Source organism: Lactobacillus kimbladii, from assembly GCF_000970755.1.
GTDB lineage: Bacteria > Bacillota > Bacilli > Lactobacillales > Lactobacillaceae > Lactobacillus > Lactobacillus kimbladii.
In genome coordinates this window covers 1,736,915-1,754,898 of the sequence record NZ_KQ034007.1, presented here as the reverse complement: position 1 = coordinate 1,754,898, position 17,984 = coordinate 1,736,915, and the positions used below count along the sequence as shown (strand labels likewise).

Below are 17,984 nucleotides of genomic sequence, written 5' to 3'. Positions count from 1 at the left end.
TTAGAATTTGCAATAAAATTAAAAGAACTAACATGCGAATAAATCGTGTGTTAGTTCTTTGTGTTTAATCTTAATTTTAGGGATGATATCAGTTGAGGATTATTTTAATCTTTTTATCTTCAATTTTAATTAGGTAATCACATTCTTGCCAAACACTCGGATCATGAGTTGCTATCACAATTGTGGCAGCGGGATCAAAATTATTTAACAAGGTTTTTAGCACTACTTGGCTATTTTCTGAATCTAGTGAACCGGTTGGTTCATCCGCGAATATCACTTTGGGGGTTTTTAAAAGTATGCGAGCTAGCGCTATCCGTTGCTGTTCACCTCCGCTGAGAGTATATACTTTTTGATTAAACGGCATTTTTTCCAGCCCCACTTGCTTTAAAGCCGCATGCATTCGTTCGCTTTTTTTTCTTCTAGTTAATTTCTGATTAGCTAAGCCTAATTCTAAGTTTTGCTTGACGGTCTCTGTGTCAATTAACCCAAAATTTTGAAAAATAAAGCCAAAAGTTGTGCGATATAGTTTTTTGCGATTTTTACCATTAACAGTTAAGTCAGAAATTACTACTTTTCCGGATGAAGGTTGCTCAAGTCCGCTTAAAACATTAAGAAAAGTTGTTTTACCCGCACCACTTTTGCCCACAATAGCATAAGTTTTACCTGTTTCTAAAGTGCAATTAATATCTTCGAAGATAACTTTTTCTTTAAACTTTTTAGTAAGATGTTCTACTTTAATCAATTTTTCGCTCCTAATTTCCGTGATTAAGGGTAATTAATAAATTGTGCTGTGCGTGAATATAAGTCAATAAAATAATACCTGCTTCTATTAAAAGGTAACCTAAAGTAAGCGGCATTAAGTTTAAATATCCTCTTTTAGCTAAAACCAAGCTAATCATTAAGAAATCAAACCCCAAATTAACAATTAAAAACGTGCAAATTAGTTTAGCGTTAGATTTTCCGAATACCTGATAAACCGCCATTTTATGCCTCTGGCTTTGCAAGAAGGTTGAGCTGACAAACAAGATAATAAAAATTAATTGCAGCAGTGATATGATCGTCGTCATGGTTAACAGGAGCAGCTCTTTATTTGCTTTTGCGACATAATCTGAAAGCAATGCCTGCTGGCTTGTTATTCCAATAGTATAAGAGGTTAAACCTAAACGCTTCACTAATCGTTGCATGGCTTTAAGATTAGGAAAGCGAATCATTCCTTGGCTGTTAGTTGACAAATAGAAATCATCCGATAACAGCTTATCATTCACCACGATAATTAGCGGATTAAATGAAATAGACGATAGTATCTCGTCACGAACGGTATAATTAAGGACTTTTTGGTCACTTGCAATCGGAATGACCTGAATCGTTGGCATCTTTTTTTGCTTGCGGTAGCGGTTAGGTAACTTATTTTGAAACTTAAGGAAGTTCTTCAGCTCCTTTTTAGCTTCTCCCAGTTGATCTAAGCGATTCTTTGGTATTAAGAGCAAGACATTATTTTCAGAAACTTTAATATGTTTAGAAGTGAGGCCACTCTTTGCCAGGAAGTTTTTATTGGCAGTGATCACATTGCCATTCTCAGGCTGAACATCCCGTATTGCTGGTCTGAATACCTGTGAATTTTTTGAAACGATTGCTTGCGGAGACTCGACCACTAATTTATGAACCTTTCGCGCTACTTTTATATCTTCAGCCTTATCCGAAATATGCCAACTAAGATTCAGTGAATAGCCATTTTCTTTAGCAGAAAGCTTTTTGATGATACTCGTGTCTCTTGTATAAATCTGGTAATTTTTATATAAAGCTATCGCGTTAAGCATTATTAAGGCCAGCAGCACTATTTTTAAAAGATAGCCAATTAATAAAAACGCTCCTGAATGTTCTTCGCCCTTGATTGCGGCATATGGCTTTAATAACACCAGTACCAGATAGGATAAGGCGTTTAAGAAGAAGAAACTTAAAAATAAAATCAATAATGCGAGTAGCATGTAGGGTAAAAAAGTTGTCCAACCTTTAGCAGTAAATGAATAAGATCCCCAAGCGACTATGAATATTACAATTAAGCCGAGAGCAGCAACTAATAAAGGTGCTTCTCTTTTTAAGTCGTTCATAAAAAGCTGCCAGTTATTTAAGCCGTTAATTTTCATTATGCCATAAGCTTTGAAACGGTATAATTTTTCGAGCACCATTACAATGAACAAAATGCTGATAACACCCAAAAATATGACTACATTGGTACTACTTAATTCCGTTAGAAGTAAATGCAAAATATAATTAAATGATAGGGAGTTATCTTCAGTTCGTACTTTTAATTGGTGTGAATGGAGTAATGAAAGCAAATCGCCCAAAGCTTCATTTTTGGCATTAGTACAATATACTCCGTAAAGATCTTCTAATTGTAGCTTTTTATTTGATAATTTTTTAACAGATTTATCTTTATAAAGCGAGTAATCTTTATTATCATTGTCAAAACTATAAACTATTTTACTTTGATGGCCATTAAAATTATTAATTCTTAGCTTAACTAAAGAAATATTCTTAGAATGAGCAAATTTTTGTAATATGATAAAAAAACTTTTTTTATTATATTTTTTGTTCCATTCTTTACTATCCGTTTTTTGCCATTTCCTAATTTGCGAATTATTAAGTTTTTTTGAACCATAAATTTCCACAATGGTGGGATTATCAGGTAAAGAACTGTCATCATAGGAATGAAAAATGTTAGTGAACAGGGCGATAGTAGCAATTGTAACTAGCAAGTAAAGTAGGACTTTTATTTTTCGTAGCACCTTTAAACCTCTTATCCGAAAATAGCTCTGTCAAAATCGAATTGGTATTCTGTATCTTTTATCATATATATATGTAATTTTAACTAAACCGCTACTATGAGTCTAAACAAGATATCATGTTCTTTCAACTGTGCTTTGCTTTTGACGTTGGAAAATTGTTGAAAATAATTTTGTAGGTATGTATTTAAGTCGCTTTTCACTTCTTACTAGTGAAGACAAAAAATAATTGATTTTAGATAACACAAAAAGACACCTGTGATGGGTGTCTTAAATATTTTTAAAAGTTCGCCTTTAATTTTTGTTTTTATAATAGAAATAATTGACTACTTTGTTAGACAAAATGAGAGCTATAACACAAATAGCAACACTAACTATAAAAGTTAAGAAATTAGAACCGCTGATCCAAAAAGGCCAAAAGCTTGGCAAAAGGTAATACTCAACAGCACAAGAAGCTATTAATACAATGAAGAAGGTAATGGACTCGTAATTTTTCAGCCTTTGTGGTTTTCTTTGGTAGTTTTTTCTATTTTCTGCCATTCTATTTTTTATTGCATCCATATAAATCATCTTCCTTTTTTAGATTATAAAATATTAATAGTATTGATTGATTAATCGATATGCTAACTTGTTTAATTTAATTCTAACCAAATTAACAGTTATTAGGAAGTATTATACACTGATTGAATAGCAAATCAATTTTTTGCTTAATTTATTATCAATAATAATATTATTGTATATTAATCAATAATAGTAATAATAATTCTTGCAACTAAAAATACACCTAGTAGAGAATAATTTATACTGGAAGTATTTTAAAATTGATAAATTAAGGAGTTTTAAATTTTACAGACCGCCACCATAATTTTTGCGTAGTTTTGGGTCATAGTATGTTGCCAAAAGCAGAATTTTCATTATTGTGGTTACAAATGGTGGAAACATTATCTTCAACCTCCTTACTTTTATAATCTAGTATTATGTAATTATGAAAGCTTATTACTAATTAATTTCTGCGATGCGTGTCTTTTAGCAATATCGAATTTGATTTTAAATTGGCATTAAAAAAGACTAATATACATCTAAATATTTTCTATAGTGTTTGAGGATTCATTTAAAAATTAACCTCTAATGAGTTCTTAGTTTCATAATATCATTTAAGCGAAGTTTTTAAAGGGGTGTCTACATGAACAAGTTTGGTCGGACAACTAGAAATTAAGAATATTACGAAGGCTAACACAACAAAAGTTAGTGAACGATCCCTTTGATCGTATGATTACGAATCTGCAAATAAAATTGTTGACAAAATTATTGAAGCAATCGATGAATATTACCCCTTAAATAAGTCTTCAAAAGTAAATACATTAGTTAATCAGGTAATGACTGAAATGTTGGCACAAAAATTTGACTTGGCAGTAGTTAATTTAATTAAACTAAAACCCCTAATTGAAGAGTTGGGTCAATATGATAAATTGCTTGTGAATAAAGTCAGGATTGCTGTTTGTCAGAAATATAAAACCGAAGCTTTAAAACAAATAAGTTTGCTTCAAAAGAATCGAAGCTGATCATTTAGCTGATAGGTTAAGATCAAAAATTGATGAATTTTTATAGTTTAGCATGGTAAAAAAGGTGCTACCAAATATTAAGCTTTACTGAGTTCAAAAATTTGGGCAAAAAGTTAATATCATTTCTTTAAGGCTTGAGCCCGATATTCTTTCTTCATTATAGTAGCGAATGTATTCCACAATTGCTTTAGTTAGTTCTTGCAGGTTATGGTAGTTATATTCTTGACCATAAAACATTTCGGTTTAAGAAAGAATTAGTATTTATGAAAGCCCTTTAAGTCTCCTAGCCACTTTTTTGAATTTTAAACTTGGTGTATAATAAAATACTATTCAAACCAAATAATGTGTTTTTTATGATTAGTCGTTAGTGGATATCATTTGAATACATTTAAACTTTGTATGTCCAATGGCTGGATTTTAGTAACTGAACAACTCATAGTAACTGATAATAAATATTTCTCTGACTTTTTAATTGTGGCTGCAAAGACCAAAATATTAGTAATAGTTTTAGACTATGTTTGTTATATGGAGGAACCATGATTATCAGTAATATTTGGTTGATTATTTTTGCCACTATTTCTTCATTTTCTAGAGGAATAATATCAGTTATTGACCGTTACCAAATGGGCTATCGCAAGCAAAGCTCAATTGATGTGAACTTTTTAAATAATATTTGTAGCTCGGTTTTAGTAACTTTCTTTTTAATTTACGTCCTGCACAGTTTTCCCAGTCCCAGAATAACCAACAACTATCTTATTAAAGTCCTTTTATATGCTTTTTTGGCGCAGATAGTTGCCTATGGTTACAGCTATGTGTTCAAAAAAGTTTCAATTATGCAGTCTGTGCTTTTGAGCAAGGTGACCGATCTTTTTATTCCTTGGGCCATCTTGCTGACTATGGGCTACTTTAGCAAATCTTCATATTTAGTTTCTATTATTTCCACTGTAATAGTAGTTATTTATATTGTTTTCGAGCAGCGCCATAATAATTTAAATTTGAAAAACCTGTTGACGACTTTTGCCGTAATTGCGCCCTTGTTGATTATCCAAGCGGCACTTTCGCCGTTATTAACTAAAGGCCTAATCAAACCGATTGATCTGGTCTTTTTTACTATCATGACAATTTATGTGCGTTGTTTAATTACCTTAATTACTTTTATTTATAAAAATAGAACTCTCAAGATCAGCGCCGAAAATCTTAAAGGCAAGGTTTACCTGATTTATGGTTCTCGGGCGGTTTTAACGCTTTTAGCACAAGTAACTTATACTTTGGCAACGTCTTCACCCAATTCAAGCATTGCCTGGATCTTTTTAAATATGACCTCTTTATACAGCGTCATCTTTGGCGATATTTTCCTTAAAGAAAAGATGAAGTTCGCAGATATCTTGGTAATTGTGGCCATTTTTATCTTGGCTTTATTTTCAAAGTAACTGGAACAGTTTTTGGGGTGCTATTAAAGAATTAGGTTAATATAATAAATCACTTGTAGCTAAAGCCAGAGTTGCTGTTTGTCAGAAAAATAAAGCTGCAGTATTAGAGCAAGTATGTTTACTTCAAAAAATCGAAGCTGATCATTTAGTTAATAACTTAAGATCAGAAATTGATGAATTTTATAGTTTAATAAAACAAGTCAATTGCTTTTTTAATAAAATGAACTACTATTTGGTCAATATTGTAAATGAGGTGGCAATAATGACTAGAAAAGTAAAATTGGTTATATTCGCGTGCATTGTTGCCGTTTGTCTTTTTTTATTTTACTATTGGGCATCAAATGACTATGTACCTGACGTAGCACAATACCAGGTTAATCACATAATAAGAAAACACGATACCCGAGAAATTAACCAAGTAGCAACTAATAGGAAAACAGCGAAATTTTTACATTCTCTTAAAACTAGTGATTGCTGCCAGAAAATTAGCAAGTTTCAAGGTGGAACTGAAGAATATGGCTATTATGTTGCAAGTATCAAAAATAAACCTGTTGGGATTTATATGCAAAAAAAATCCAATTCTTTTTGGAATTGGAAAATAAAAAGTATTGCATGTTTTGATTAAGCCAACCCTATAAAAACGTAGGCTACTTCATATATCTATAAATAACAGGTTGCGAATTATTAAGATTTAGGCAACATTTTTACCAGATCACTTAAATCCAATCCGTAGTTTCTAATACAAAATTGAAACTCTAATTCAGGCTCAGGTAAATACGAGGTACTAAAAAAAGCACCTATTGCTCCAAGTAGTCCTAAAGCCCTGCGGAAATCCTCTTTCGTAAAAACTGATAAGTAAATGTTATCATCATAATCATCTACTCTAGCAGTGTATTCTGTTTCTAAATTTTTTAGAGTGCTTTTGAAAAGCTTCATTAAATTTTCTTGTTTTGTTTTTTCCATGATAATTTGTAACTCCAATTTATGGTTATTGATCTGGCTAAAGTATAATTTAAAAATTATTCCTTGCTTTTTATGCTAGTTGACAAAATTTTGTATTATAAAACAATACTCTACTCAATCGCTTTTTCTTAACTGGTACTACATATTACTGTAATATACTTATTTAACTAGATATTGTATCTAAAAAATAATGACAAAAGGAATTGAAAATTTTAATGGTAAAAAATAGTAAGCTAATTGGTTCAATACTCTCAGTGGGAATACTTAGTTTTTTGGGAATTGTGATAGAAACAGCACTCAATATTGCTTTTCCCCAATTAATGACTGAATTTAATATTTCTGCCAGAACGGTTCAGTGGTTAACAACAGGCTATATGTTAGTATCTACGATTATTATTCCTTTTGGTTCGTATTTACAAAAGAGATTCAAAGTTGTTTCTTTATTTAGAATAGCTGTTTTATGCTTTTTACTAGGTACTTTTTTAGCAGGAATTTCATCAAGCTTCGCCTTATTACTATCTGGGCGTCTTTTACAAGGAGTTGCTGCCGGCATTGGTTTGCCACTAATGTTTTCAATAATCTTAAGAGAATCACCTCAGAAGCAAGTAGGCATGTTTATGGGACTTGGCACTCTTGTTATTGCTTTTGCTCCTGCAGTTGGTCCAGTATACGGTGGAATAGTTCTAAAACTATTTCAGTGGCAGAATTTATTTTTGTTTATTATCCCAGTAATTATATTGATCTGGGTATTAGGCGAGTTTAGTATCACTCAAACTACTAAAACTGAAAAAATTCCATTCGATTTTCAGGGCGGTTTACTTTTAATTGCGTTTCTCCTGTCCGCTTTATTTGTACTTTTGGGTTTTACCAGTGGCAATAATATTTACCTGCAATTAATATTGGCATTAATCACTATTATTACTGGATTCTTCTTTATTTTGGTTGAAAAGCATAGCAATCATGCAGTTTTAAAAGTTAGTTTATTTAAAAATTGGCAGTTTACTTTCTTTTTGCTGGCATTTTTTCTGTTGCAATTAATGTCACTGAGCATGTCGTTTTTGATACCCAACGTGTTACAGACAGCTTTTGCACAAACAACGGCCACAGCTGGGTTGCTGGTTTTACCTGCTGCTATCACAGATGCAGTTGTTTCAGCGTTTGCTGGAATAATTTACGATAAGATTAATCAAAAATTACCAATAATATTTGGAGTAGTAATAATTCTTCTCACTTTTATAATTGCTATTTTTTTGAACCCAAATATTACCAACATGGTCTTTATTTATATCAGCTTTATGTTTGGCTTGGGATTTAGCTACGGTAATATCATGACTTTTTGTTTATCCCATATTCCGACTGATGTCAAAAATGATGGAAATGTCATTTTTATGACCGCCCAATCATATTCTGGGGCGATAGGCACAGCACTAGCAGCTTCGTTAGTAACCTTGGCGCAAACAGGTTTTAAAAACAAAAAGTTAGCGGCATTGGCAGGTCTAAAACTAAATTACAATATGTTAGTATTCCTATCTTTGATAGTACTGGTTTGCATTTTAGTATGCTTTATTTTTACTAGATTAAAAAATAAAGCATACTAAAATTTGTTTTAATTTTTAGAAACTTTTTTAATTCAGCACAATAATTAAAATTATCGTTCAGTATATGCCTTCCAATATTAAAAATGAACATTGAACTACTTTTTATTTACTACTTTTCCTGGAACCAATAGGTTAAAATAGGATAAAAAATAAGAATGCATCAATTTGCGGAATATATGAAGTTCGATTAGTCCTATCAAAAAGTATTGCTAGTAGAGAAAATGCTAAAAGTGCTAAATTTAAGTATTTGCAAAACTTTTCTACGCCATCCAGATTAGCCTTTTGAATAATTTTTACAGGGTGGGTGGTTTTAATGAAAATAGCGCCTAGCAGTAATATCACACCAAAGAAAAAGTAAGTATATATAGCTATTTTATTTTTATGATAATAAATAAAAAGAATACCAATTAAAAATTGTAAAATGCCCATTAAAAATAAGGCAATTTTCGGATTAAGTTCATATTTCAGCATGATTTGAAACCTTTCAAAATTAAATTTAATAAGTCTATGCAATAAAAAAAGTAATATTTTTACTGTATAGACTTAAACTATACCTTATCACTAAATTATAATAATATTAAATTATTATTTGAATATTTTATTAAAAACATTATGGTGCTAAATTATTTTAAAAGGAGCAAAGTGATGAGAGTTAATGTTTTACAACACACGCCAAACGAAGGCCCCGGTTCAATTCAGGAATGGGCCGACCTGCATCAGCATGATTTTTATGTATATCATCCCTATCAGTTTGGCATTTTGCCCGTTGCTGCCACAACAGATTTACTAGTTGTCTTAGGCGGTCCAATGAGTCCAAATGACGATCTGCCATGGATTAAGCAAGAGCGCCAGTTAATTAAGCAGCTATTTCAGGAGGGAAAGCCTGTTTTAGGAGTATGCTTTGGCGCCCAACAAATTGTTAAAACTTTAGGCTATCAGGTTAAAAAGGCACCGGTTAAAGAAGTGGGCTGGGGTCCGGTCAAGTTGCAGTCCAAATTAATAAGCGGTTTGCCTGAAAGTTTAGAAGTATTGCATTGGCATGAAGAAATGTTTGACATTCCAAAAGAGGCTGACGTTTTATTTTCTAATGCTAATTTACAAAATCAAGGTTTTGTTTTAGGCAAGCAAGCTGTTGGTTTGCAGTTTCACTTAGAACCAGAAAAAGATAATATCAAAGAGATTGTGGTTAACGACGCGCAATATCTATCCGGTTCGGTGTTTAAACAAACAACTAAGCAAATTATTGAGCATCCTGTTCCCAAGGAAAATAAAAGGGCAATGTTTCGCATTTTAGATTATTTGACAGAATAAATAATTTAGATATAGAAAATTTGTTTTAAAGAGTGTCGCTTTATTTGTTCCCATAACTTTAATTGCTATACTACGAGAAACGAACTATCTGCTGGGGCAGACCTTACTTCAAAATTATAAACGGCAGATACCATGGCAGAGGCATGATTAGCATTTGGGGCGTACATTAATTAAGTATTGTAACTACTGAAATAACCTTCAAAATAAAAACCAAGCCATTTTAATGGCTTGGTGTATATGATTATAGGTAATTTTCCTAAAATCCGGTTAATATTTGGGATTGGTTTGTTATAATTTAATTAGCGTAGAAAATTTAAAGGACGGTAGCTGTCGCTTTCATGAAGGAAGTGAGGCCTATGAACTATCTTGATTCATACTCCAATCTCCCAAAAGAAAGGAGCAGCACTTGATGAGCACTGCCGAAGCGTTAAGTTTAATGCTTAACTTTGGTATGTTTATCTTGACCTTGTTAATGTTTATTGACAAGCATCATGATAAATGAGCAAATCAAAAACCGTCCTAGATACTAGCTGGGCGGTTTATAAATTTAAAAAATTATAACTATAAGCGCAGTTACCGTCCTTTGTGGCGGCTCTACGTGAGGAAGACTTATTGGCGTAAGTCTTCCTTTTTCTTACACCTGTATTTTAGCATGAATGCTTTTATGGTGCAATTAAGTATTATAGAGCAGAATTCATAGCGCTAAAGTATATAAGGCATTTTTAAATTTCAAAACTAGCATTAATTTAACAACATGCAGTTAATTTTACGCACTAAGCTTAAACTGCCTTGAACAATCATATCTTGCTCACACAAAAACTGTTTCAACAGAAACGGTTTTTATTGACAAGCATCATGATAAATGAGCAAATCAAAAACCGTCCTAGAGACTAGTTGGGCGGTTTTTAATATTAAACAAAAAATATTATAAGCGCAGCTACCGTCCTTTGTGGCGGCTCTACGTGGGGAAGACTTATTGAAGTAAGTCTTCCTTTTTCTTACACCTGTATTTTAGCATGAATGCTTTTATGGTGCAATTAAGTATTATAGAGCAGAATTCATAGCGTAAAAGAATACAAGGCATTTTAATTTGCAAAGCTAGCGCTAATTTAGCAATATGCAGTTAATTTTACGCACTAGGCTAAACCGCCCTGAAGAATCATAACTTGCTCACACAAAAACCGTCTCAATGGAAACGGTTTTTTGTCATATTTAGTTTTGCTTCGACAAAATGTTATTTTTAATAAACAGCACCATCGTAAAAGCCAAAGCGAGGCTTATTAAAATCAAAATCTTTTAATTCACTCACTTTAAGGGCAATGTCGCAAACGCCCCAACTCATTAGATTAATTGGTTTGCCATAGTCTTCATCAGGGATGACCAACACGATGTATTTTCCTTGTGACAAAGCATAGCCCAGTTCCATGCCGAGACCAACATCTTCTTCATCAGGCAGATATACCCCGATCATAACATCACTGGCTTTAATACCGGTTAAATCGCCACGGTAAGTTGCAGTTTCCCATTCACGATCACGAAGATATTCGGGATGCTCCTCAACACTGATGTTTTTATATTGATGATCCAAAGGAACATAACTGTTTTCCAGGTCAATGGTTGGGTTTTCTTCTAAAGCTTTCATTGCCTTTTTGTAAGCATCGTTTTGCTTATCATTAAACCAACCTGCACCAAAATAAACAGTTTTTGTTTTAGTCATAAAATTTCTCCTTACCATTAAACCTAATTTAAATAAATTTCACGCAACTTACTGATTTCATCATCAGTTAATCTCATAATATCACGTAAGTAGTTTTCAACGCTACCATAATTTTTATTTATAGTTGTAAGTACAAAGTCAATGTATTCAGAATGTACAGTTTGCAAGTCTTTTAAGATGTTTAGGGTTGCGTCATTTGCTCCTTCATCTTTAGCTTTTTGTAAAAAATTATGAACAAAGTCTTTGGTGGCAACGTTTGTTAAAAGATAATCTTTTTTGATTGTTTCAAATGGTACGCCAAGAGCCGATAAAATTAATAATGCCGCAAAACCAGTCCGGTCTTTGCCGGCAGTACAATGAAAAATTATACTTTGATTTTCCTGGTCATTAGCCAGCAACACGTCAAAAAAGTGGCGGTAAGCTCTTTGGGCAGACTCACTTTTAATCATGTCATCATAGGCTAAAAACATGTGGTCAAATCCAGCTTTAGGATCTTGATGCTTTTCGCTAAGAATTTCGTCAATTCCCTTTGAGGATTCGGTCAAATCTTCGCTAAATACCGGATCAAAGCTATAAATAGCACCCTCAGGTACACGATCAGGTTCTCGGTCAACTTCGTCCTTGCTTCTAAAGTCAACAACGTATTTTACGCCGTAGTCTTGTAAAAATTTCAGGTCAGTCTTATCAAGCGTTGCCAAATTAGCGGTTCTAAGCAATTTGTGCATTTTGACGGTTTTGCCATCTCTAGTTTGATAGCCACCAAGCTCGCGAAAATTACGGCCACTTTTTACGCCAATTAATTGATTTTTTAGTTTTTGGGTCATGATACCTCCACCTTTACGTTTGACAATTACACCTAATTTTAGCAATAAACAAGTATATAAACAATTATAAAAAAAGCCAAGAGTATATCGAAATTATGGTAAAATAAACAAAAGAACAATATATTTCAAAAGGGTGAGAACATGGAAACGAAAAAAGCTAGTATTTTAGTTCCAGTCGATGGTTCAGAGTCGGCAGAAAGATCCTTTGATAAAGCAGTTAAAATTGCAATGACGGAAAATGCCCACATTGATGTTTTAAGCGTAATTGATACCAGACAGTTTTTAGGTGAGATGCAAGATACTCTGATTACAGGCGACACCGTTTATCAGATGACGCAAGATTCAGAAAAATACCTCAAGAGTTTAAAGGAATGGGCTCATGACAATTTGGGTTTTGATGATATTGATTACCACATTCGTTATGGCAGCCCGAAAGCAATTATTTCCTATGACTTTATTAAAGACCATCATAATAATTTGATTATTATGGGTGCAACTGGTTTAAATGCAGTTGAAAGAATGTTGATGGGTTCTGTTACTGAATATGTTAATCAACATGCTTTGGCTGATGTCCTTATTGTCAGAACGGATATTGACAATAATCCAATTAAGCCAGAACGTAAAAATAAATAGAGTTCTAAAATGAAAAGACATACGATAGATAATTCGTGTGTCTTTTTTTGTGCAAAATAAGGAACCTTAAAAAATATTATATTATTGATGTTCGTAAAATTAACTTTCATAATACAATAACAAAATAAAATCCGATATTTACTTGCGTAATTGCGAATATTTATGGTATTATCTGTATGAAATGAACGTAATTATACTGTTTGGAAGGTTGAGGGCAATGAAAGTAACAGGAAAAACCTATAATTTATTTTCCTATTTAAATACTTTACAATTATCTTCGTTAACCGTTCTTTTTTCTTTCAGAATAACTACTTGGGCATGATATGCAGTAGGCATATTTTGCCTTTTTTATTTGCTTAATTTCGGGAGGATGTTAATGGAAAATAGAAGCAGAAGTTAATTCAGATCGATTTTATTTGGATATTTACATGAATGTATTGCCATGAAAGTGACAACAATGTTTATGCTTAAGCAAAATGAAGTTATGGTAAATGTATTTATTAGGAGTGTAAAAAACAAATGACCAAAATCAAAAAGTTTCTGATAGCATGTTTCGTACTGTTATTAACAGTTGGTGCTACAGCATGTTCCAATTCAAGTAAGAAGTCTAGTTCAAGTAGTAATACGCCAAAATCACTCAACGTTCAGTTCGTACCGAGTGTAGCTGCCAATAAGCTGGAAGCAAGGGCTAAGCCGATGGAGAAACTATTGTCCAAACGCCTTGGCATCCCAGTACATGTTTCAATGTCAACTGACTACAATGGCTTAGTTGAAGCTATGAAGTCAAAGAAAGTTGATGTCGGCTTTTTGCCTTCAGACGCTTACATTATGGCTCACAAGCAAAAAGCAGCTGACCTGCTTTTACAATCAGTTCGTTATGGCATTAAGCAACCAAATGGTGTTCAAACCAAAGAATTAGTTAATTCATATCGTGGCGAAATCCTGGTTAAGAAGGGTTCAAAAATTAAGAGCTGGAAGGACTTAAAAGGCAAGTCGATTTCAGTTCAAGATATTACTTCCGACTCTGGTTATGTTTTCCCTGTTGCTGAATTAAAGCAAAAGGGTTTAGATGTAACCAAGAGTTGCAAGACTGTATCTGTTAAGGGTGCCGATCAAGGCGTCTTAAACGTTTTAAACGGTGATACTGATGCAGCTTTCGTATTTGAAGATGCACGTAATAATGTTAAGAATGATGATCCGAAGATTATGAGCAAGGTAGTGCCAATTTACTTCACCAAGCGTATTCCTAACGATACTATTTCGGTTATCCCTAGTTTGCCAAAATCCTTCCAGAAGAAGCTGGCTAAAGCATTTATTGCTATAGGCAAGTCTAAAGAAGGTAAGAAGATTATTGAAAATGTTTATAACCAAGAAGGTTATACTTACGCAAAAGACAGCGACTACGACATTATTCGTCAATATAATAAAGTAATTGCTTCTACTAAGAAATAGTTTCCCCCAATATTTTAAAAATCTAAAAAGGCTACATAATAGGAATTAAATAAACTTTCTTAAACAAAATAAGATTTCTAGTCAATTCTCTTTTCTAAATAAAACATTTCTGCTATTATTTGATAGAATAAATACAGTATGTCGAAAGGAGGGTGAAGGTAATGCAAAAACGGCGCTTGGCGTTCATTGAAGTTTTTGCAAAAAAGCCTTTTCGTTCCTTTCAAAATGGTATTGTTCGCTTTTTAGTAAAAGTGTTATTGAAAGACTTAGTTTAATTCACATTCGTGTTTTTAGCTAAAGTCTTTTTTTTATGTCTGGGAGGGCATGATGAAAAAATTTAGAAAAATACTAGCTGGTGCCGCTATTTTTTTAGTAGCATTCATGATGGCTGCCTGCTCAAACAAGGAAAAGAGCAAAGATACTGGCACGCCCAAATCATTGAACGTGCAATTTGTTCCTAGTCAGGCGGCCACAAAGTTGGAGTCACGTGCAAAACCACTGGAAAAAATGCTGTCAGACCGTTTAGGTATTCCAGTTCACGTTTCAATGTCTACTGATTACAACACGGTGGTCGAAGCCATGAAGTCTAAGAAAGTTGATGTAGGTTTCTTGCCGCCAAATGGCTATATTTTAGCTCATAAGCAAGGAGCAGCAGATGTATTGCTCCAAGCACAAAGATATGGAGTTAAACAACCAAATGGCCGACCAACCAAGGAACTGGTTAACTTCTATCGTGCTGAGATTGTAGCTAAGAAAAATTCTAAAATTAAGAGTTGGAAAGATTTAAAAGGCAAGTCAATTTCTATTCAAAGTCCCACATCTTCAGCCGGCTACGTTTTCCCAATTGCCGAATTGAAGGAAAAGGGTCTTGATGTACGCAAGAGTTGCAAGTTAGTCACTGTGACTGGTCAAGATCAAGCTGTACTAAATGTGCTCAATGGTGACACAGACGCCGCATTTGTGTTTGAAGATGCGCGGACAATTGTTAAAGACGACAATCCTAAAATCATGAGTCAAGTAGTACCAATTTACTTTACCAAGCCTATTCCCAACGATACGATTTCCGTTGTTCCCAGCATGTCTGACTCATTCAGAAAGAAGCTGGCCAAGGCATTTATCGATATTGGCAAGTCTAAGAAAGGTAAAAAAGTCATCGAGAGTATTTACACCCATGAAGGATACGTTCACACTAAAGACAGTGACTTTAACGTTGTGCGTAAATATGAAAAAATTATCGAATCGACCAAAAAATAAGGAATACAAAGGAAGTTTATAATGGCAGATTCTGCAGTTAAGCCAATAATCGAATTAAAAAACGTTAAAAAAGTTTATGGCAAAGATGTTGTTGGTTTAAAAGACGTCAATTTAACTATCAATAAAGGTGAATTTGTCGTTATTGTTGGTCTATCTGGCGCCGGCAAATCAACGCTTTTGCGGTCGATTAACCGTTTAATTGATATTACTGAGGGTGATATTTTAATTAACGGTGAATCTATTACCAAGGCTAAGGGTAAAAAATTAAGAACTTTGCGTCGTCATATTGGGATGATTTTCCAAAGCTTTAACTTAGTTAAGCGCTCAAGCGTGATGCGTAACGTTTTAACTGGCAGAGTTGGATACTATCCAACTTGGAAATCTACTCTAAACCTTTTTACTAAAGAAGATAAACAACGGGCCTATGACGCTTTGCAACAAGTTGATCTTGAAGACAAAGTTTACTCTCGTGCTGATGAATTGTCCGGTGGACAGCAGCAGCGGGTAGCGATTGCGCGTGTTTTAACCCAAAACCCGGATATTATTCTGGCAGACGAGCCAACAGCTTCGCTTGACCCACAGACTTCACGCCGGGTGATGAAAGACTTGCAGATGCTTAACGAAAAGCATGGCATGACTGTTGTCATTAACCTGCACAGCGTGCAACTGGCACAGGAATTTGGCAAGCGAGTCATTGGAGTTCGTGCTGGTGAAATTATCTATGACGGTAAGATGTCTGATACTCCGGCAACCACGTTTGATCAGATCTATTCCGGTGGTGATGAAGATGAGTAGCACAGAGCAAGAAAAACTGAGGGCTTTGCCTAAGAAAAAGTTTAAAATCTTAAACTTGCTTTGGGTACTGCTTTTTATTGCTGGATTATTCATTTCTACTAATGAAACCAAAACTGACTTAGGTGCCTTGTTTGCCAACTTCGGTCAATTTGCTGACATTTTCTTGCAAATGCTGCATCCTGACTGGTCATACCTTGGCACTGTAGTGCCACTTTTGCTGGAAACTATTAAGATGGCGATCTTGGGTACGGCAATCGGTTCTGTAATTGCTTTTATTTATTCTTTGCTTATTGCCCGCAATATTGTAAAAAATAAAGCACTTACGGGGATATTGCGGATCATTATGAATATCATCAGAACAGTTCCTGACCTGCTTTTGGGTGCTATCTTCGTAGCTATTGTTGGTATCGGACCAGTAGCCGGGGTTTTAGCCTTGGCTATCTGTACGTTCGGAATTGTGGTCAAACTGTTTTATGAAGCAATTGAAACTATTGATCCGGGTCCAATTGAAGCCTTAACCGCGGTTGGTGCTAATAAGCTGCAAATCATCGTCTTTGCGGTTTTGCCTCAGGTTATGACCTATTTTATTTCCTATTGTTTGTATGCATTTGAAATTAACGTGCGTGCTTCAACTGTTTTAGGTTATATCGGTGCCGGTGGTATTGGTTTGTATCTGCAACAGACGCTGCAAATCTTTGATTATCCTAAGACAGGTACAATTATTATCGTGATCATCATAGTAGTGGTACTAATTGATTATGTTTCATCTAAATCACGGGAGGCGTTGATGCAATAATGGATACGAGTATGAAAAAATTGCCTCCTAGGCCTATAGATGTCAAAAAGCGTGTTTTGCACTGGCTGATAGCAATTGTTACTGCAGCTTTAGTTGTTTGGTCATGCACAGGAATCGATTTTGGTGGGATCAAAGAAACGGCCGGACAGATTGCCGGTGCGATCTTTTCTGGTATTTTTCATCCTGATTGGTCTTATGTCTATAACGGTTCAGGCGAAGACTTACTGTCGCAATTATGGGAAACTGTTTGCATTGCCTTCTTAGGAACATTCATTTCTGCCATTATCTCACTGCCTTTTGCCTTCTGGGCCGCGAATACTAAGCACAAGCACTGGTATGTCTCACGGTCGGGCAAGATTGTGCTGGCAATAATCAGATCATTTCCAGAAATTGTTTTAGCCTTAATGTTTATTAAAGCTGTCGGACCTGGTTCTGCTGCCGGTGTTTTAGCACTTGGCTTTCACTCAGTGGGGATGCTCGCCAAGCTCTTTTCTGAAGCAATTGAGAACTTGGAGGATGGTCCCAACGAAGCAGTTACTGCTGTTGGAGGCTCAAAAACAAATATTATCATGTTTTCTACTTTGCCTAATTTAATGCCGGCGTTAATTTCAAACACTTTATACCGGTTTGATGTTTCGATTCGGTCAGCTTCTATCTTAGGCTTGGTTGGAGCCGGAGGTATCGGCTACCCGTTAATCATCGCACTGCAATACCGTCAATGGAATCGTGTTGGTATCATTTTACTGGGTATCATCATTATGGTTGTGATCATTGACTGGATTTCGGGCTGGATCCGTAAAAAATTAGTCTAAAAACGAAAATATCTCAAAATAGTGAATCAAGCATGTGGATATCAGCTTGATTCA

Annotated in this window: 21 protein-coding genes; 13 read left to right on the top strand and 8 right to left on the bottom strand. The window is 34.3% G+C overall.

What is annotated here, in order from left to right:
• Nucleotides 1-88 precede the first annotated feature (88 nt).
• The 3 genes from JF75_RS08675 to JF75_RS08665 all read right to left on the bottom strand — a co-directional run bounded on the left by JF75_RS08675 (nt 89) and on the right by JF75_RS08665 (nt 3,344).
• Nucleotides 89-742: a putative bacteriocin export ABC transporter gene (locus JF75_RS08675; RefSeq protein WP_046332670.1), complete on the bottom strand. Its 654-nt coding sequence runs from the start codon at nt 740-742 to the stop codon at nt 89-91.
• Nucleotides 743-752: 10 nt separating this feature from the next.
• Nucleotides 753-2,786, bottom strand: coding sequence for a hypothetical protein (locus JF75_RS08670; RefSeq protein ID WP_046332669.1), 2,034 nt, complete (start codon nt 2,784-2,786; stop codon nt 753-755).
• Between the two features lie 291 nt (nt 2,787-3,077).
• A complete protein-coding gene (locus JF75_RS08665) occupies nt 3,078-3,344 on the bottom strand; it encodes a hypothetical protein (protein ID WP_046332668.1) in 267 nt (88 codons plus the stop codon).
• Nucleotides 3,345-4,168: 824 nt separating this feature from the next.
• Here JF75_RS08665 and JF75_RS10650 point away from each other — a divergent pair.
• Nucleotides 4,169-4,345 carry a hypothetical protein gene (locus JF75_RS10650; RefSeq protein ID WP_209423248.1) on the top strand — a complete coding sequence of 59 codons (177 nt, stop codon included), beginning with the start codon at nt 4,169-4,171 and terminating at the stop codon, nt 4,343-4,345.
• Nucleotides 4,346-4,438: 93 nt separating this feature from the next.
• Here the strand turns inward: JF75_RS10650 and JF75_RS10800 are convergent, their stop codons facing one another.
• Nucleotides 4,439-4,582 (bottom strand): IS3 family transposase, encoded by a 144-nt coding sequence (locus JF75_RS10800; RefSeq protein WP_209423246.1) that lies wholly within the window; start codon nt 4,580-4,582, stop codon nt 4,439-4,441.
• 141 nt (nt 4,583-4,723) lie between these two features.
• Here JF75_RS10800 and JF75_RS10610 point away from each other — a divergent pair, with 141 nt between their 5' ends.
• The 3 genes from JF75_RS10610 (at nt 4,724) to JF75_RS08655 (ending at nt 6,400) form a co-directional block, all read left to right on the top strand.
• Nucleotides 4,724-4,885: a hypothetical protein gene (locus tag JF75_RS10610; RefSeq protein WP_156962776.1), complete on the top strand. Its 162-nt coding sequence runs from the start codon at nt 4,724-4,726 to the stop codon at nt 4,883-4,885.
• The gene (locus JF75_RS08660; RefSeq protein ID WP_046332667.1) at nt 4,882-5,775 is read left to right on the top strand and encodes an EamA family transporter; all 894 of its coding nucleotides are present in this window, start codon (nt 4,882-4,884) and stop codon (nt 5,773-5,775) included. The genes JF75_RS10610 and JF75_RS08660 overlap by 4 nt, the downstream gene beginning before the upstream one ends.
• Nucleotides 5,776-6,037: 262 nt before the next feature.
• Nucleotides 6,038-6,400, top strand: coding sequence for a hypothetical protein (locus tag JF75_RS08655; protein WP_046332666.1), 363 nt, complete (start codon nt 6,038-6,040; stop codon nt 6,398-6,400).
• A 59-nt stretch (nt 6,401-6,459) separates the two neighbouring features.
• Here the strand turns inward: JF75_RS08655 and JF75_RS08650 are convergent, their stop codons facing one another.
• Nucleotides 6,460-6,738 carry a hypothetical protein gene (locus JF75_RS08650; protein ID WP_046332665.1) on the bottom strand — a complete coding sequence of 93 codons (279 nt, stop codon included), beginning with the start codon at nt 6,736-6,738 and terminating at the stop codon, nt 6,460-6,462.
• A 215-nt stretch (nt 6,739-6,953) separates the two neighbouring features.
• Between JF75_RS08650 and JF75_RS08645 the strand changes: the two genes are divergently transcribed.
• On the top strand, nt 6,954-8,336 hold the full coding sequence (locus JF75_RS08645; RefSeq protein WP_046332664.1) for an MFS transporter: 1,383 nt from the start codon (nt 6,954-6,956) through the stop codon (nt 8,334-8,336).
• A gap of 132 nt (nt 8,337-8,468) precedes the next feature.
• On the opposite strand, the gene JF75_RS08640 is transcribed toward JF75_RS08645, so the two are convergent.
• Nucleotides 8,469-8,807, bottom strand: a complete 339-nt coding sequence (locus JF75_RS08640; protein WP_046332663.1) for a hypothetical protein — start codon at nt 8,805-8,807, stop codon at nt 8,469-8,471.
• Nucleotides 8,808-8,981: 174 nt separating this feature from the next.
• Between JF75_RS08640 and JF75_RS08635 the strand changes: the two genes are divergently transcribed.
• Together JF75_RS08635 and JF75_RS10385 are read left to right on the top strand one after the other, a co-directional pair.
• The gene (locus JF75_RS08635) at nt 8,982-9,647 is read left to right on the top strand and encodes a type 1 glutamine amidotransferase (protein WP_046332662.1); all 666 of its coding nucleotides are present in this window, start codon (nt 8,982-8,984) and stop codon (nt 9,645-9,647) included.
• 409 nt (nt 9,648-10,056) lie between these two features.
• On the top strand, nt 10,057-10,149 hold the full coding sequence (locus tag JF75_RS10385) for a putative holin-like toxin (protein ID WP_081945322.1): 93 nt from the start codon (nt 10,057-10,059) through the stop codon (nt 10,147-10,149).
• A 738-nt stretch (nt 10,150-10,887) separates the two neighbouring features.
• Here JF75_RS10385 and JF75_RS08630 read toward each other — a convergent pair.
• Together JF75_RS08630 and JF75_RS08625 are read right to left on the bottom strand one after the other, a co-directional pair.
• A complete protein-coding gene (locus tag JF75_RS08630; protein ID WP_046332661.1) occupies nt 10,888-11,364 on the bottom strand; it encodes a nucleoside 2-deoxyribosyltransferase in 477 nt (158 codons plus the stop codon).
• Nucleotides 11,365-11,387: 23 nt separating this feature from the next.
• Complete coding sequence (locus JF75_RS08625; protein ID WP_045928675.1) at nt 11,388-12,188, bottom strand: tyrosine-protein phosphatase; 801 nt, start codon at nt 12,186-12,188, stop codon at nt 11,388-11,390.
• Between the two features lie 141 nt (nt 12,189-12,329).
• On the opposite strand from JF75_RS08625, the gene JF75_RS08620 reads away from it, so the two are divergent.
• The 6 genes from JF75_RS08620 (at nt 12,330) to phnE (JF75_RS08595) (ending at nt 17,930) form a co-directional block, all read left to right on the top strand.
• A complete protein-coding gene (locus tag JF75_RS08620; RefSeq protein WP_046332660.1) occupies nt 12,330-12,821 on the top strand; it encodes a universal stress protein in 492 nt (163 codons plus the stop codon).
• 519 nt (nt 12,822-13,340) lie between these two features.
• Nucleotides 13,341-14,273: a phosphate/phosphite/phosphonate ABC transporter substrate-binding protein gene (locus tag JF75_RS08615; RefSeq protein ID WP_046332659.1), complete on the top strand. Its 933-nt coding sequence runs from the start codon at nt 13,341-13,343 to the stop codon at nt 14,271-14,273.
• Nucleotides 14,274-14,600: 327 nt separating this feature from the next.
• A complete protein-coding gene (locus tag JF75_RS08610; protein WP_045928673.1) occupies nt 14,601-15,527 on the top strand; it encodes a phosphate/phosphite/phosphonate ABC transporter substrate-binding protein in 927 nt (308 codons plus the stop codon).
• Nucleotides 15,528-15,548: 21 nt separating this feature from the next.
• Entirely contained in the window at nt 15,549-16,322 is a 774-nt protein-coding gene (phnC, locus tag JF75_RS08605; protein WP_045928672.1) for a phosphonate ABC transporter ATP-binding protein, read from the top strand.
• On the top strand, nt 16,315-17,118 hold the full coding sequence (phnE, locus tag JF75_RS08600; RefSeq protein ID WP_046332658.1) for a phosphonate ABC transporter, permease protein PhnE: 804 nt from the start codon (nt 16,315-16,317) through the stop codon (nt 17,116-17,118). The genes phnC and phnE (JF75_RS08600) overlap by 8 nt, the downstream gene beginning before the upstream one ends.
• On the top strand, nt 17,118-17,930 hold the full coding sequence (gene phnE, locus JF75_RS08595) for a phosphonate ABC transporter, permease protein PhnE (RefSeq protein ID WP_046332657.1): 813 nt from the start codon (nt 17,118-17,120) through the stop codon (nt 17,928-17,930). Before phnE (JF75_RS08600) ends, phnE (JF75_RS08595) begins: the two co-directional genes overlap by 1 nt.
• Nucleotides 17,931-17,984: the final 54 nt, after the last annotated feature.

Bases quoted from the DNA above. Each gene is read 5' to 3' on its own strand.
- JF75_RS08665 (WP_046332668.1), bottom strand. From the start codon at position 3,344: ATGGATGCAATAAAAAATAGAATGGCAGAAAATAGAAAAAACTACCAA.
- JF75_RS10650 (WP_209423248.1), top strand. From the start codon at position 4,169: ATGTTGGCACAAAAATTTGACTTGGCAGTAGTTAATTTAATTAAACTA.
- JF75_RS10800 (WP_209423246.1), bottom strand. From the start codon at position 4,582: ATGTTTTATGGTCAAGAATATAACTACCATAACCTGCAAGAACTAACT.
- JF75_RS08660 (WP_046332667.1), top strand. From the start codon at position 4,882: ATGATTATCAGTAATATTTGGTTGATTATTTTTGCCACTATTTCTTCA.
- JF75_RS08655 (WP_046332666.1), top strand. From the start codon at position 6,038: ATGACTAGAAAAGTAAAATTGGTTATATTCGCGTGCATTGTTGCCGTT.
- JF75_RS08650 (WP_046332665.1), bottom strand. From the start codon at position 6,738: ATGGAAAAAACAAAACAAGAAAATTTAATGAAGCTTTTCAAAAGCACT.
- JF75_RS08645 (WP_046332664.1), top strand. From the start codon at position 6,954: ATGGTAAAAAATAGTAAGCTAATTGGTTCAATACTCTCAGTGGGAATA.
- JF75_RS08640 (WP_046332663.1), bottom strand. From the start codon at position 8,807: ATGCTGAAATATGAACTTAATCCGAAAATTGCCTTATTTTTAATGGGC.
- JF75_RS08635 (WP_046332662.1), top strand. From the start codon at position 8,982: ATGAGAGTTAATGTTTTACAACACACGCCAAACGAAGGCCCCGGTTCA.
- JF75_RS10385 (WP_081945322.1), top strand. From the start codon at position 10,057: ATGAGCACTGCCGAAGCGTTAAGTTTAATGCTTAACTTTGGTATGTTT.
- JF75_RS08630 (WP_046332661.1), bottom strand. From the start codon at position 11,364: ATGACTAAAACAAAAACTGTTTATTTTGGTGCAGGTTGGTTTAATGAT.
- JF75_RS08625 (WP_045928675.1), bottom strand. From the start codon at position 12,188: ATGACCCAAAAACTAAAAAATCAATTAATTGGCGTAAAAAGTGGCCGT.
- JF75_RS08620 (WP_046332660.1), top strand. From the start codon at position 12,330: ATGGAAACGAAAAAAGCTAGTATTTTAGTTCCAGTCGATGGTTCAGAG.
- JF75_RS08615 (WP_046332659.1), top strand. From the start codon at position 13,341: ATGACCAAAATCAAAAAGTTTCTGATAGCATGTTTCGTACTGTTATTA.
- JF75_RS08610 (WP_045928673.1), top strand. From the start codon at position 14,601: ATGAAAAAATTTAGAAAAATACTAGCTGGTGCCGCTATTTTTTTAGTA.
- phnC (WP_045928672.1), top strand. From the start codon at position 15,549: ATGGCAGATTCTGCAGTTAAGCCAATAATCGAATTAAAAAACGTTAAA.
- phnE (WP_046332658.1), top strand. From the start codon at position 16,315: ATGAGTAGCACAGAGCAAGAAAAACTGAGGGCTTTGCCTAAGAAAAAG.
- phnE (WP_046332657.1), top strand. From the start codon at position 17,118: ATGGATACGAGTATGAAAAAATTGCCTCCTAGGCCTATAGATGTCAAA.